Origin of the sequence: Sulfolobus sp. A20, from assembly GCF_001719125.1 — an archaeon.
Lineage (GTDB): Archaea > Thermoproteota > Thermoprotei_A > Sulfolobales > Sulfolobaceae > Saccharolobus.
This window is the reverse complement of record NZ_CP017006.1, coordinates 2514186-2528996: the sequence shown is the minus strand read 5'-3', so window position 1 is coordinate 2528996 and position 14811 is coordinate 2514186. Positions and strand designations below refer to the sequence as shown.

The 14811-nt window shown below is 35.7% G+C and carries 11 protein-coding genes and 1 pseudogene; 6 read left to right on the top strand and 6 right to left on the bottom strand.

The annotated features are described in order from the left end of the window. Positions 1-83 precede the first annotated feature (83 nt). Entirely contained in the window at positions 84-563 is a 480-nt protein-coding gene (locus tag BFU36_RS12860; RefSeq protein WP_069284392.1) for an Lrp/AsnC family transcriptional regulator, read from the bottom strand. A gap of 137 nt (positions 564-700) precedes the next feature. Here BFU36_RS12860 and BFU36_RS12855 point away from each other — a divergent pair, with 137 nt between their 5' ends. Both BFU36_RS12855 and BFU36_RS12850 read left to right on the top strand, forming a co-directional pair. Next, complete coding sequence (locus BFU36_RS12855) at positions 701-2743, top strand: hydantoinase/oxoprolinase family protein (protein WP_069284391.1); 2043 nt, start codon at positions 701-703, stop codon at positions 2741-2743. 5 nt (positions 2744-2748) lie between these two features. Then, entirely contained in the window at positions 2749-4473 is a 1725-nt protein-coding gene (locus tag BFU36_RS12850) for a hydantoinase B/oxoprolinase family protein (protein ID WP_069284390.1), read from the top strand. Positions 4474-4600: 127 nt separating this feature from the next. Here BFU36_RS12850 and BFU36_RS12845 read toward each other — a convergent pair whose 3' ends face one another. Together BFU36_RS12845 and BFU36_RS12840 are read right to left on the bottom strand one after the other, a co-directional pair. Further along, complete coding sequence (locus BFU36_RS12845) at positions 4601-5650, bottom strand: sn-glycerol-1-phosphate dehydrogenase (protein WP_069284389.1); 1050 nt, start codon at positions 5648-5650, stop codon at positions 4601-4603. Continuing rightward, the gene (locus BFU36_RS12840; protein WP_069284388.1) at positions 5647-7104 is read right to left on the bottom strand and encodes an APC family permease; all 1458 of its coding nucleotides are present in this window, start codon (positions 7102-7104) and stop codon (positions 5647-5649) included. The genes BFU36_RS12845 and BFU36_RS12840 overlap by 4 nt, the downstream gene beginning before the upstream one ends. Positions 7105-7269: 165 nt before the next feature. Here BFU36_RS12840 and BFU36_RS12835 point away from each other — a divergent pair, with 165 nt between their 5' ends. Continuing rightward, complete coding sequence (locus tag BFU36_RS12835; RefSeq protein WP_069284387.1) at positions 7270-8589, top strand: aspartate aminotransferase family protein; 1320 nt, start codon at positions 7270-7272, stop codon at positions 8587-8589. A gap of 8 nt (positions 8590-8597) precedes the next feature. On the opposite strand, the gene BFU36_RS12830 is transcribed toward BFU36_RS12835, so the two are convergent. After that, the gene (locus BFU36_RS12830; protein ID WP_069284386.1) at positions 8598-8933 is read right to left on the bottom strand and encodes an Lrp/AsnC family transcriptional regulator; all 336 of its coding nucleotides are present in this window, start codon (positions 8931-8933) and stop codon (positions 8598-8600) included. Between the two features lie 71 nt (positions 8934-9004). On the opposite strand from BFU36_RS12830, the pseudogene BFU36_RS13725 reads away from it, so the two are divergent. Further along, a pseudogene (locus BFU36_RS13725) lies at positions 9005-9705 on the top strand (IS6 family transposase). Here the strand turns inward: BFU36_RS13725 and BFU36_RS12820 are convergent. Further along, positions 9662-9865, bottom strand: coding sequence for an Lrp/AsnC family transcriptional regulator (locus BFU36_RS12820; protein ID WP_069284385.1), 204 nt, complete (start codon positions 9863-9865; stop codon positions 9662-9664). The pseudogene BFU36_RS13725 and the gene BFU36_RS12820 overlap by 44 nt on opposite strands. Positions 9866-10117: 252 nt before the next feature. Next, the gene (locus BFU36_RS12815) at positions 10118-10579 is read right to left on the bottom strand and encodes a zinc ribbon domain-containing protein (protein WP_069284384.1); all 462 of its coding nucleotides are present in this window, start codon (positions 10577-10579) and stop codon (positions 10118-10120) included. Positions 10580-11349: 770 nt separating this feature from the next. On the opposite strand from BFU36_RS12815, the gene glcS reads away from it, so the two are divergent. Together glcS and BFU36_RS12805 are read left to right on the top strand one after the other, a co-directional pair. Beyond that, on the top strand, positions 11350-13047 hold the full coding sequence (glcS, locus tag BFU36_RS12810; protein ID WP_083216417.1) for a glucose ABC transporter substrate-binding protein GlcS: 1698 nt from the start codon (positions 11350-11352) through the stop codon (positions 13045-13047). 485 nt (positions 13048-13532) lie between these two features. After that, on the top strand, positions 13533-14750 hold the full coding sequence (locus BFU36_RS12805) for a M20 family metallo-hydrolase (RefSeq protein ID WP_069284383.1): 1218 nt from the start codon (positions 13533-13535) through the stop codon (positions 14748-14750). Positions 14751-14811: the final 61 nt, after the last annotated feature.

Below are 14811 nucleotides of genomic sequence, written 5' to 3'. Positions count from 1 at the left end.
CAATAATGGGCTATGGTATACAATTACTTTAGACTACTAGATATACGAAAAATTTTTATATTAGTATAATACGAAAATTGTTTTTACTGTAAAATCGTAGCACCCCACGCCTTATGGGATCTTATAGCAAAATTTATCTTATAATCCATAACAGCATCGTGGTTGATTATAGTTAAAATCTCCCCCTTTAACTGAACTGGATCGGAATGAAAAACTCTCACCAGAAGATCCCACTCCCCTACATATTCAGTTATTTCGTAAATTAGTTCATTGGAAATCAAAGACTTAATGTAGTTTTCTCTTAGTTCCTTCACATTCTTTAGTTTCACGAGTATGTCAGCATAAGGCACACCTAAATTTTGAAGAACTATAACTCCTACCACTCTTAAGATTTGCTTATTTTCCAATCTTAGCCTCCTCATTCTAACAGTAGTTTTTGATAATCCTATTTCTCTAGCAATCTTAGCATCTGATATGTTAGCGTTCTTATTTAATATTTTCAAAATCTTGATATCCTTTTCGTCAAGATATTTAGAAAGGATATCCTCCCATTTCTTTGCCATTTCATGCCAACTATATTTTTTTATAATAAAAATCTTTTACCCATAGTCCTTTGAATGGGTTTAGTAGTTCAAAGGACTATGTATTATTAAACTTTAGAAAACAAATCCTTAAATTTGTATAGATATCCAATTGAATAATGATAAGAATTGGAATAGACATAGGTGGCGCGTTCACAGACTTAGTATACTATGATCAGAGCAAGGACGAATTCGAGTGGATAAAGGTAGAAACTACTACTCAAGATCCTTCCATAGGCGTAATAAGAGCAGTAGAAGAATCTAAAGTTGATTTGAAAAATGCTATGGAGATAATTCACGGTCAGACCTTAGCTATAAACACTATAATAGAAAGAAAAGGTGCTAAAGTAGGACTTATTACTACCAAGGGATTTAGAGATATTCTTGAAATACAAAGGGCGAATAGGAGAGACATGTATAATTTCAAGTATAGGAAACCAGAACCATTCGTTCCAAGATATTTAAGAAGAGAAGTGAGTGAAAGGATAACATCGTCTGGGGAGATAATAACTCCTTTAAACATTGAAGAATTGAAAATAGTAGCTGATTACCTTATAAAAAAAGGTGTGGAATCCATTGCGATATCCTTCATCAACTCATATGTTAATCCTACTCATGAATTGAAAGCTAAGGAAGTATTAAAAGAAATTATAGGGGATAATGCGTTTATTACTCTTTCTCACGAGATTACCAGGGAATGGGGAGAATACGAGAGGACTAATACAGCAGTGCTTAACGCCTACATTAAGCCTAAGATGAGCAATTATCTAAAAAAACTTAAAACAGAGATAGATAAAAGAGGGTTTAAAGGTAAATACTACTCTATGCTCTCTAATGGTGGGATGGCGACCTTCGATTTCGCTATGGACTTTCCTATTACCACATTAGAGTCCGGTCCAGTAGCAGGTATAATAGGGGCTATTGCAATAGGGGAATTGGCTCATGAGAGAAACATTATAGGATTAGATGGGGGAAGTACTACTACTAAGGCTAGTCTCGTGGAGAACTTAATGCCCAATATTATAACTGATTATTATATTGAAAGAAATGCATATTCACCAGGTTATCCCGTGAAAGTTCCTACAATAGATATTGTAGAGGTAGGAAATGGAGGTACAAGTATCGCATGGATCGACGAGATAGATAATCTCAAAGTAGGACCTAAGGCTGCTGGTTCATACCCTGGACCAGCTGCTTACGGTAGAGGAGGAACTGAGCCAACTGTCACTGACGCATATATTGTTACTGGGTTACTTAATCCTAGTGAGCTATTAGGAGGAAAATTGAAAGTAATGAAAGAATTGGCAGAGAAGGTAATAAGCAAGATAGCTGATCATTATAAAATTTCAGTAGATGAAGCGGCTGAAGGCATATTAAAGTTGGCGAATAACAACGCGGTAAACGTAATAAGATTAGTTTCTGTTCAAAGAGGATACGACCCTAGAGACTTTGCTTTAATAGCATATGGAGGTTCTGGACCAATGTTCGCTCCTTTCATAGCTGAAGAATTAGACATAAAGAAAGTTATAGTTCCTTTTGTACCGCCTGGTGTGTTTTCTGCATGGGGAATGTTAGTAGCCGATATTAGGCATGACTTAGTTAAAACTGAATTGGTGAGGATAGATAAAGAAGATGCCATTGATAAAATTAATAGTATATTTGATGAATTAGAGAAAAAGATTTTACAAGTCTTTGCCTCAGAGGGATTTAATATAAATGACGTTGTGATGTTTAGAGAGGCAGAGATGAGATACTATGGACAGTCACATACAGTTAAGGTTAATGTTATGAATGGGGAGTTAGGAGATAAGGAAATTAAGGAAATAGTAAATAAATTCCACTTGCAACATGAAGCAACTTATTCCTTTAAGTCAGATAGTCCTATAGAGATTGTTAATTTCCGTGTATATGGAATAATTAAAGCAAGAAAGGTTCCGTTATTAAAGCGTAAGCTAAATGGTAATAGTGTTAAGGAAACTACCAGAAACGTATTCATAAATGGCAGATATGAGGAGTTCAAAGTCTACGATAAATCTACGTTGCCTACAAGGTATAAAGTTCCCGGTCCTGCTGTATTAGAGGATCCAACGTCAACGATAATAATACTTAAGGGGCAAAGAGGAGAAATAGACGAATATGGTAATGTAATAATTACGAGGTGATATGAATGGATCAGTTTACTTTAGAAATAATTAAGAACGGATTAATAGTAGCTTCTGAGGAAATGTTTTACGCCTTCAGTAGGACTGCTAGAAACCCTGTGATATACGAAGTGTTAGATTTCGCCGTAGGTATAACTGATAAGTACGGTAGAGGTCTTGTAGTCCAAGCTCCGGGTGTCCCAGGATTTTCTGGAGTATTAGATTTTACTATACGAGACGTAATGGCTAAGTGGAGGGATGAAATAAAACCTGGTGATATTATAGCTACTAACATACCTTATGATGGAGGAACCCACCTAAACGACGTAGCTCTAATAATGCCGATGTTTTATAAGGATATTCTTTTAGGCTTCGTCGTTAATAAGGGACATTGGAGTGAGATAGGTGGAATGCATTTCGGGAGTTGGACATCAGATGCTACTGAAATATATCAAGAAGGACTTCAGTTACCTTCCATAAAACTATTCGTGGAGGGAAAACCCAACAGAGATGTAATTGATATTATAAAGGCCAATTCCAGAATGCCAGATGCTACATTAGGGGATATGGAAGCACAGATAGCATCTATGAGAGTAGCGTATAAGAGAGTTGAGAGGTTAGTTACGAAGTATGGTATTGATAACGTTTTAACGGCAATGGATAAGCTAATAGAAGATGGGGAGAGATTAAGTAAGTTAAGACTTAAGGAGCTACCTAAGGGCGTATATGAGGCAGAGGATTACATAGATGATGATGGAATGTCTGATAATCCAGTTTATGTAAAAGTAAAAGTTACAATAACTGAGGATAAATTTATAGCTGACTTCACTGGAAGTTCTAAACAAGTTAGAGGACCAATAAATTCTCCATTACCTGCAACAGTCTCTGCAGTAAGGGAAATATATATGGCAGTTACGGATCCTCATGCTCCACCTAATGCTGGGTATTTCAAACCTTTAGAAGTAATAGCCCCGGAGGGTAGTATATTTAATCCTAAGAGACCAGCTCCGACGTCAACCTATTGGGAGTCGATGTCATACGCTACAGATTTAGTATGGAAAGCGTTAGCTCCTCACGTTAATGGAAGACTCCCAGCCGGACACTTTTTATCAATTCTCGCAACCATACTAGGGGGTATGAAGGAAGATGGAGAACCTTTCGCAATTGTGGAACCACAACCAGGTGGATGGGGAGCAAGTAATAATTCCGATGGGGAGAGCGGGCTAGTAGCTAGTGGGGACGGGGAAACATATATAGCTTCAGCCGAAGTGTACGAAAAGAGGATGCCAATCTTAGTTGATAGATTAGAATTGAACGTTAGTGATGGAACTGGGCATGGAAAATACAGGGGAGGATTCGGAATAGTCAAGGATTATGTAGTGATGTGCGAAGAGGCCTACTTCACAGTTTCAATAGGAAGGTCAAAGTACACTACATGGGGAGTTGAAGGTGGAATGAACGGAACGCCAAATTATTGTATGATATTTAAGAGAGGAGAAGAGTCTAGGAGAGTGAGAAAAGTAGCCTCATTACTACTTCGTAAAGGCGATAAAGTAAGTTTAAGAAGTGGTGGGGGTGGAGGTTGGGGCAATCCAGCGGAGAGAGATCCTTATCTGGTTTTAAACGATGTTCTAAATGAGTACATTAGCGTTGAGGACGCAGAAAAAATCTATAAGGTAAAAATTAAGGAAGTTAACGGTAATTATGAGATTGATTGGGATGAAACTAAGAAGATAAGGATTAATAAGTAATTTTATTTAATATCTTTTTATACATCAAAACTATTTTGAATATTTTTTGTTAAAAAAAATCACTATCATTTTTCCAAAAATGTGTGATCTAATATTAAGTTTTGATAGGCTTTTCCATTATTTTTAGTTAAATTATATGAGTATATCTTAATAGCCTTTCTGCAGACGCCTCACTTATACCATAACTCAGTATCGTGTACCAATTCCTCATCTTATTAGCGATAGTAATTGCCTTAACTAATTGTGATTTATTTAAACCTAACTGATCCGCTGTTACTGGGGCATTAACTTTTTCCAAAAGTTTTCTCACCCTTTTAGAATAATTATATCCACGTTGTAAATAACTTACAATTATTGTTCCTATTCCACAATACTCTCCATGTAGACCTTTTTCAGAAATGTTTTCTAATGCGAAACTGATCAGATGCTCAGCTCCTGCAGCTACTCTAGTTGTACCAGAGATCTCCATAAGATATCCATCTAAGACTTCTGCTTGAAACAATGTACTTATCCCTATGTAATTTGCATTACTTATATCGTCTATTCTATTTATGAGAAGTTTAGTTTCTGAAATAGCTATTTTAGCTGCAAAATCGTTATATGGTTCTTCAGCTAGCCAAAACGCTAATCTCCAGTCTGGTATTGCAGTCAATTTGGAAATCATGTCTCCTACACCTGCTGCAATAAACCTTTTTGGTTGATTTTTAAGTACATTATAATCCCCAATTATTAGATTAGGAGCCTTCGTCTTTATTGCCTGTTTTTGGCTTCCGTTCCAGAAAACACTGTAGCCTGTAGAAAAGGCATCACTAGATAAAGTTGTAGGTATAATCGCTAATAATGAATTGGTTTCGTTTGATATATATTTAGCTATATCAGCTATACTCCCTCCACCAACAGCTACTAATAATTCGTGTGGAAAGTTCTCTTTAACGTGAGAGGTCAGTTGTTTAACTTCTTCTAGATTCCCCTTTATATCTATTATTTTTATATTTACTTTATATCCACTAGCATTCAATTTATCATATACCACCTTTCCAGCTATCTTGTATGTATTTTCTCCAGTGAGAATTAGAACGGATTTAGGATATTTAAGAGTCTCTAAGTACTGATCTATCTTATTTAAAGAACCTATGCCCGCTACCAAATTAGAGGAGATCTTTTTTAATTCGATCATTCTATATCCCTCTCAGCATCAAAGCTTCCAGCCTTCGCCAATATGTCTGGCTTTCTCTTCAGATAGTAGTATGATATACCAATTCCTATTAGTACCCATATTACACCCATTAATGTAGCTCCAAAAAAGGCGAAGTTCAGAGATGTAGGTTGAGCTATAGCTTGGGCTAATGCTGACTGTAAGCTAAAATATATAATAAGTACTGAAAATACACTTGCTATAGAAGGTGCAAGGAAGAACTTAATTACATCCAACGGCGAGTAATTTTGACGTGTATGCTTTATGTATAATGATAGTGCTGAGTTGGTTACTGCATGAACAGCAAGTATACAGACGCCTGCCATATCTAGTAAAACTAATCCTCCGTTTACTGGTCCAAATAATATTCCAAATATCAAGCTAATAACAACCGCGAGACTCAACCACACGAGTATGGCATGGGATGGAGTTTTATATTTTGGATGCACATATGCTAACCATTTAGGAAATATTATACCATCTCTAGCTCCCGAAAACCATATTCTGCTAACTGCATTTGTTTTAGCCACACTGTATGATAAATAACTATTAATTGTAAAAGCTGCCAGAAGTGCAAATCCTACTATTCCTAAGAATTTTTGGAAAACTATCAGTCCAGGGTCTGGTGATGTTGCATAAGTAGAGATATTACTAAGTCCCCAACCAACTGTTAACGCGTAAGCTGGTAAGATCAATGATATGCCAGCTAGTATATATGCGTATATTATAGCTTTTTTGACTGTCTTTTTAGATTCCTTCATCTCTTCTGAAATAGTTGTAACAGTGCCTAAGCCAGTGAAATCTAGTATCGAGAAAATAGCGCCAAAAAATATTGCGGGAATGTAAGGTAACGAAATAGTAAAGGGAATTATTGTATTCGCTGAACCTAATCTTATAACAATTATAATAGATGCGATAACTAGGAATATTGCTTCTGCAAACCCCGTATACATGACGTAATTTAACGACGGTCTTATACCTAAATAAGGCAATAATCCCATATATACGGCTAACGCAATTAAGAACACTATCCATAAGAAAGGAATAGAACTTAATAATGAAGATAATAGGAATATGAATCCAGACAGTCCTAAAAGGCTAAACGCTGGTCCAGTCAAATTTTCCCCAATCCAAGAGAATAGGGCGATAGGTGCTAACCATTTACTCCCTTCTGCAGAATACGCGTAATAACTTCCAGCGTTAGCCTTTATTTTAGAAAACTCGTAAGGTGTAATCATGAAAAGACCATAAATCAACCATGCAAGAAGTACGGATATAGCAGTGTATTGCTCTGCAAATGCTACTGTTCCTACTAATAATATGGCTACATCTCCAGCTGGAGCAACAAAAGAGAACGATTGAAACACTCCATGCCATAATCCTACTGCTCCTTTCTTTAGAGTATATTCTTCAATCTTCTTGTTTTCCTCAGTCATATGGTATCCGTTACTTTTGAACACTATAAAAATTTTTGTTGCGTGATAATGGCGCTTGTGCAATTTAATAATGATTTACGAAAGATAGGAGGTAATAATAACTTAAACAATGAACAAATGTATCAAATATAATGTTTTTATTCCGTATACTTTAGACAATATTTTATGACAGAGGAGATATTAGATAGTAGTATTCTAGATGCTCCTAGAATACTAGTTACTCCACCTGGTCCTAAGTCAACAGAAATTTTAAAGCAGCAAGAGGAGTTAGAAACCTCAGCTCTAAATTATCCCAAATATTTTAAAATAGCCATCAAAGAAGCTAAGGGATCTACGATTATTGATGTAGATGGAAATATTTACATTGACTGGTTCGCGGGAATAGCAGTGGTTAATTTAGGTCATAATAATCCTATAATTAGGAAAGCAGTAGAGTCGCAATTAGATAAAGTATGGCATTACATGGAAGTTCCTTCAGAAATAAGGGTAGAATTCATGAAAACGTTAAGAAAGACGCTAAATTTTGATTCAAAGTTCTTATTTACCACTACCGGTGCGGATGCAGTAGAAGCAGCAATCAAAATAGCCAGATGGAATACTGGTAAAAGGCATATCATAGCATTTAATGAAGCATATCATGGAGTTTCAGCAGCTACTGTAGGACTAAGTAATATGCTTAATCATAGAAGATTCCAACCATTTCACGATACTAATGTACTGAGATTACCCTATCCATATGAATTCAGATGTCCGTTTAAAGATTGTTTAAATGATATTCTTTCATTAGTTGAGTATGAAATTAAAAATAATGAGGTAGCTGGGATAATAGTTGAGCCAATAGCAGGAGAAGGCGGATATATTGTACCTCCGAAAGGATTTTTAAAAGGGTTAAGAGAAATCGCTAGCGAGCACAACGTTTTGTTAATAGTAGACGAAATTCAGACGGGAGTAGGAAGAACAGGTAAGATTTGGGCATATGAATGGGAAGGGATAAAGCCTGATATTATAACTATCTCTAAAGGTATTGGAGAAGGTATACCAATTTCATTAGTGGCTTATAATAAAGATCTCGATAATTTACCTCAAGCTTTTCATTTAGGCACTTATAGAGGGAACCCCATAGGAATGGCTGTAGGAAATGCCACCCTTAATTATCTAATGACCTCTAATATTTTGGAGAGAGTAGTAACATTAGGTGATTATACTAAGAAACAATTTAATCAAATTATGGAAGACAGTTATAAGCTAGGTAAATACGAAGTGAGAGGATTAGGATTCATGATAGGTATAGAATTCTCAAATGAGAACAAAAGTCCAATAAGCGTCAAACCTTATATAGACATGTTACTGAGAAATGGAGTAATAATGTATAAGGCTGGTATGTTCGATAATGTACTAAGATATATGGCGCCACTAACTATACCTAAGCTACTGATAGATAGGGGATTAGAAAAATTTGAAGATGTGATAAAAAGTACCAAATAAAAACTAACTTAAAAAACTTCATAGAAATTTTCTTTCGCGATGCTTAGAATTATATGCGTGTTTGAGCTCTGAATATTCTTAATAGTAGTTATTTTATTTAAATAATTCTGCATGAAATCATCTCTATCCTTAAACCTTGCCATGACTATAAAATCGATGTTACCGAGAACGAAGTATACTCCCCAGACTCCCGGCAATCTTGATAGGTCTCTTGCTAAATTATCATAATGTTCCTTCCCATATCTAGATTTAATAAGAGTTATAACGAGGTAATCATAGCCTAGCTTTCTGGCATCTATTCCGGTATAATATCCCGTTATTATACCTTCCTTGTGTGTGGACAACAATTTGGTTGTTTTGATATAAATTGAATTTTCTTTATTGTGGAAAAGTGTTTTTAGGGTGAGGGCGAGTTATTTATGGGGGTGAGAATATCAATAGGTTTGATTTCCTCGCCCTCACCCAAATTATCTCTACCCTTTTAAAGTATATAAGTGTTAAGCCTAGGTTTCATTCCTTGGATGATATTGCATTAGCCTTAACCTCTTACTTGCTAGGCTTGTCAAGTTGGAGGACTTTATTACCTCACACTACCTTGCTCTACTATTTTCACAAGTTGGCTAATGTTAATTATGAGGTTAAGGTTGATGTTAAGCGTGGGGATTATTTGCTCGTTGATGAGACTAAGGTTTTGAGGGTTAATGGTGAGTATTACTACTTATGGGTTGTTAGGCATTACGAGTCTGGGCTTGTTGTGTTCTTCATGTTGACTAGTCTTAGGAGTGGTTTCCACGTTTATGTGATATTAAATGGTATTAAGCTTGAGAATTGGAGGATAAGGTTATCTTCCTACACGATAAGGCATCAGTCTACAAGGCATTCTCTTGGTTCAATGCAAAACACGAGGTTGAAACTTTTGGCAAGAGAAGCTTAGTAGAACTAGTTTTTAGGAGCTTAAAACATAGGCTAGCAAGCATGGACTCACACTTCACATGGAACTCAACAAGGAACACAATAACGAGATGGCTAAAAATATTCTTCCTAATCTACAACACAATTTACTCGAAATCTATTAGCATAAGTTGGAATAAAATTGAATTTTATGGGGGTGGATGAAATTGTTGTCCACACACCCTTCCTTTTCCATTCTCCTTATTCTATATAGGATTGTAGACTTAGGCATCTTAAACTCTTCTGCTAAGTTCTGTAGATTAAATCTTCCATCAGCTTGTATACGTTTCAATATTTTAAGATCTAACTCGTCTAGCTTTAACATCTCATTATCATTATAGTATAATACGGCTTAAAAATTCATAATCTTACACATTTCATATACACTCCGTTACATAAGGATTTTCCCCTCATCGGTTGGGGGAATGTTTCTCCAACCGTGAAAACGTCGTAGATTACGCTGAAGATCCTCATCGATATCTTTCGTTTGAAGGGTAGTTGAGGTTAACAGATATATCTCCCATCTTTATACCATACTAGGATAATGAAACTGACTTCCCCCCTTTAGAGGTTCCCCTCATCGATTTGAGCTTACATCTCTCATATGAGAGGCAGTCGAGAGGGTCAGAGAACCATACAAAATAGCAATAACATCTCTATCATTCTCATAACCGCACTTCACACAATGAAAATTCCTATAACCAACCTCCTCCATCTCATTACCACACTTAGGACAACGCGAAGAGGAGTAAGCGTCAACATAAACAACCTTAAGCCCATGCTTCTTAGCCTCCCACTCGATCCAATATTGTATCCTATGGTACTCCATGAGATAGAGCTTATCCCTAAACTTTATTAATAGGCTTCTAACGCTCTTTATCAAGTTATTTAAATCCTCTAAGTAAATAGCTGAAACGTTAAATAATTTATCCATTTCAACAATCCACTTCCCAATTTTTCTAGCTGAGTTCTCCAAGATGTTTTTAGCCTTCTTGTGGAAATCCCTAAACCTACTTAATATTTTCCACTCTCTTTCCATCTCTTATTTCCTTTGCAAATTTTCAGCTAAACTCTTATAATAATAAGCTAGCCTAGTTGGAATCATAACGTAATTACTATTACCCTTACCAACAACAATTTCATTCATATTCAACGACTACATTATCTTTAGCTTCAAGCTCATGATAACCAGACACTTTACGTATTCTAGGATACTTACCCTTCTTAGGGTTCTTTAACCAACTTTTGTATATTGCTATAGCATCCCTATAACAATCTTGAACAAGCTTAGGGTAAACTTTTCCTTTAAAACTTGATAAGTTCCCTTATGAACTTCCTTAACTAGGTTCTTTTCCAGTTTACTTTCCCCTTAACCAATCAAGTACATATCTTAAACCCCTCTCAGAGGCGAGATTGACTAGGGGAGTGGTGGGGGAGTCATAAGGCTAGCAGTAGCTCCGATTCCTAATCCACCCTTCTTACTAGCTTCCCTACTCACAAAAAGAAGAGAAAAAAGGAGTTTAAATGCCTTACTATCCCCGCCCTTAAAGGTGAGGCTTTCCTCATTTTGTAGCTATGGTCAACGCCAACCAGTTGATAACCACAATGATGATCGATACCAATGATCCCAATACCGTGTTTTTTTACCCTTCCATCTCATTCATATTATGATATCACATAGAATATGACTTGTCCCTAAATTCGAATTTATTTCTCAATCTAATTTATCCTTGAATAATTATAGACTATATTCGTCATAGAGAATTATCATAAAGGTTTATTAATTAACTAAACTTACTATAGTTTGCCATGAAACATAGTTATAGTTTAGTTAAGGGTTTATCATCAACACAAATAGCCATAATTGTTGCTGTAGTAGTAATAATTGTAGTTATTGGGGCAGTAGCAGGAGTACTACTAACAAGAAAACCAACAACAACAGTAGTAACAACAACAGTAACAAGCACAATAACAACAAGCACAACAACACCAGTAGTGACAACAAGCACAACAGGACCAATAGTATTCTACACATGGTGGGCAACAGAAGGAAAAATAGCCCTACAACACTTAGTACCAGCATTTGAGAATACAACTAATATTCAAGTACAACCCTATGTCGTGCCTGGAGCTGGTGGGACAAACGCTAAATACGCAATATTAGCTCTAATAGAGGCTGGAAAACCACCAGCACTCTTCCAGACACAGTTTGGTCCAAACACAATTAGTTATGCTGAGGCCGCGCCTAACGGTATAAACTCATTTGTAAATATTACACCTTATGTGCAGAAGTGGGGACTATTGAACAATACTATTTACGAGGTATTTCAGGTTGGTACTTATAATGGAACTATGCTCTCTGTCCCTATTGATGTTGAACCTGATGGTTTTCTATTCATTAATGCTCAATTATTAAGGGAGTATAATTTACCATTCCCATACAACTTTAGCACACTAATCTACGATACTGTACAGTTGGCAAACCATGGAATCCATCCATGGATAATACCAGGTGGTGATGGTGGATGGGATCAATTTGAATTGTGGTCAGCAATATTCTTATCATTGGCAGGGCCAAAGCTATATAACGAAATGACGTATGGAACTATAAACTTGGATAACGCTACAGTTCAAAAACTAATAAATGAGACTAATTATTGGTTCTTGAACTTCACATCCTACGATTACCCAGGATGGCAATCGATGACGTGGACGCAAGGGTTAACACTACTAATTCAAGGAAAAGCAGCTTTTCAAGTTAATGGTATATGGGTTACTGCATACGCATATGATTTTCTAAACACTACAGCATATCCCCCATTGCCGCAATACATTAATAACTCAAGCGTAGTGTTCATAGAATCACCATTCCCTGGAACACAGAACTATTATATGTTAGCAGTAGGATCAGTAGGCATACCAGTAGGTCCTCAAGAACAACAAGCTTTGCAACTAGCCCACTTCTGGACGTCATATCAAGGAATGGAAATATGGAGTAAGTGGAAAGGATTAACGTATTACAAAAACGCTACTGACTACTTTAACACTCCTGCACAATGGTATGAGTACCAACTATTGCTAAATGATTCTGGCCATCCGCAAGATTTCGTTTATTCCTTACCGAATGGAGGTGTATTCGCTGATGTTTTCGCACAAATCAACTCTGGATTACTAACACTACAACAAGTCGGTAATGCAGGTTTATCAGCTTGGAACTCAACACTAGTCTCAGCAATGCAAGAAGAGGAGAGTGAATGGCTAGCAGCAGCAAAACTAGGCTTAGGATACTTAGGATTTCCAAACCATCCATTTGCAAACTATTATCCACCATGGGTAACGAATCCAGCAGCATATGGGTTAAAGAGTAGTAAAAGTGATAACAACAACAGCTTCATGTGGATACCATTAATGTTAGTTCTGTTAGGATCAGTTACTTTAGTAAGTGATGTGTCGACAAGTAAAGGGTATTTCAAAAGACTTTTTAAAATCTTGCGAATTAATTCATGAATAAATTCAGAAATTTAACATTTTTTCTAAATTCAAATCTTTTTTGGCTTTATGCTATTTAAGAATTGGAAATTTTACAATCTTTCTCTCTTTAAGTTTAGTTAATATCTATCCTTATATCACTATTTTTATGATTATATAAACGTATTTGCCACTGATTTAAGTAATCTAAACAAATACGAAAGGTGTACTTAAGATCACAGAAATATATTGAACTATTTACTATATGTTCATGAAATAGATAAAGTACAAATGAAGAGAAGTAGAGATTAGAGAATTTTTATGTTAAAGACTCTTAACAGAATTAGTCAAATAAAGTTTCTATCTATGACGTTTAGAGATATATGATGAAGTAAAACTATGTTTGATTATATTTTAAAAATGAAATCAAGTTAAATTTTTGAATTAGAAGGAATATTTTTATTTATTTAAGGAAAGAATATACATGAAACTCAATTGCAATACAATCATAAGGTGTTCATTATATGTCAGAAGTTAAGAGAGATATAGAAAACTTAGGTAAGATAGGTAAGGATCCTAAAGGTGGTGTTTCAAGACCTGCGTTATCAGAAGCTGATATACAAGCTAGATTATACGTGATCGAGAAAATGAAAGAAACTGGACTCAAAGTTTACGTAGATATGGGTGGAAATATCATAGGAATTAGGGAAGGTGAGCTAAAGGAACCTTTCATATCAACTGGATCTCACGTAGATAGTGTCTTAAATGGAGGAATGTTTGACGGTGTTTTAGGAGTTGTCGGAGGTATACAAGTTATTAGAGAGTTTGTTGAAGATCATATTAAGACTAAATTCCCCACAGCAGTAATAGTATTTACCGATGAGGAAGGAAACTCTTTTACACCCTTTGCTGGAAGTAAATACTTTGCTGGGTTGATAAAGAAGGAGGAATTACACTCACTAAAGGGAAAGTATGAGAATATAAATTTTGCTGATGCCTTCAAACGTTTCTTAAATAATTTACCAAAAGATGTGAAAGTAATAGAGAAATTTCCGTATAAAATAATAAATCATTTTGAACTTCATATTGAACAAGGTCCAATACTAGAGAATGAAGGAAAACAAATAGGTATTGTAACGGGCATAGTTGGAATTTTAAGAATATGGATAGAACTTATAGGTAAGCAATCCCATGCGGGGACCACACCTATGAGTATGAGAAGTGATCCAATGATACCTGCTTCCGCAATAATTAAAAATGTAAGGGATAGCGTGTTAAAGTATAAGGATATGGTAGGCACTGTAGGTTATATTGATGTTTTCCCAAATGTGGTTAATGTAATTCCGGGTAGAGTAAATTTAGGGGTGGATATAAGGTCATTAGAGATTAAAGATTTAGACAAGATTAAGGATGAAATTATTGCTCATACTATGATTGAATCGGAAAGAGAGAAAGTTAAAGTTAATTTTACGTCTTATATTGAGGAACCGGCTCTATGTTCAAGTGAGAATATTTTTGCAATTAAGAGGGCTGTAGAAGAATTAGGCTATACATTTATGGATATGCCTAGTAGGGCAGGTCACGATTCTCAAATTATGGCTAAAATATCAAAGATTGGAATGATATTTGTACCCAGCAAGGGAGGGATTAGTCACGCTCCAGAAGAATGGACAGATTGGGAAGATATTCAAAGAGGTGTTAAGGTACTAAAGTATAGCATACTAAATATAATGAAAGGTTAATATTTTAAAAATCACTTTCATACTTTTTTCATTACAAGTAGGAATATTAACGTTAGTGGAA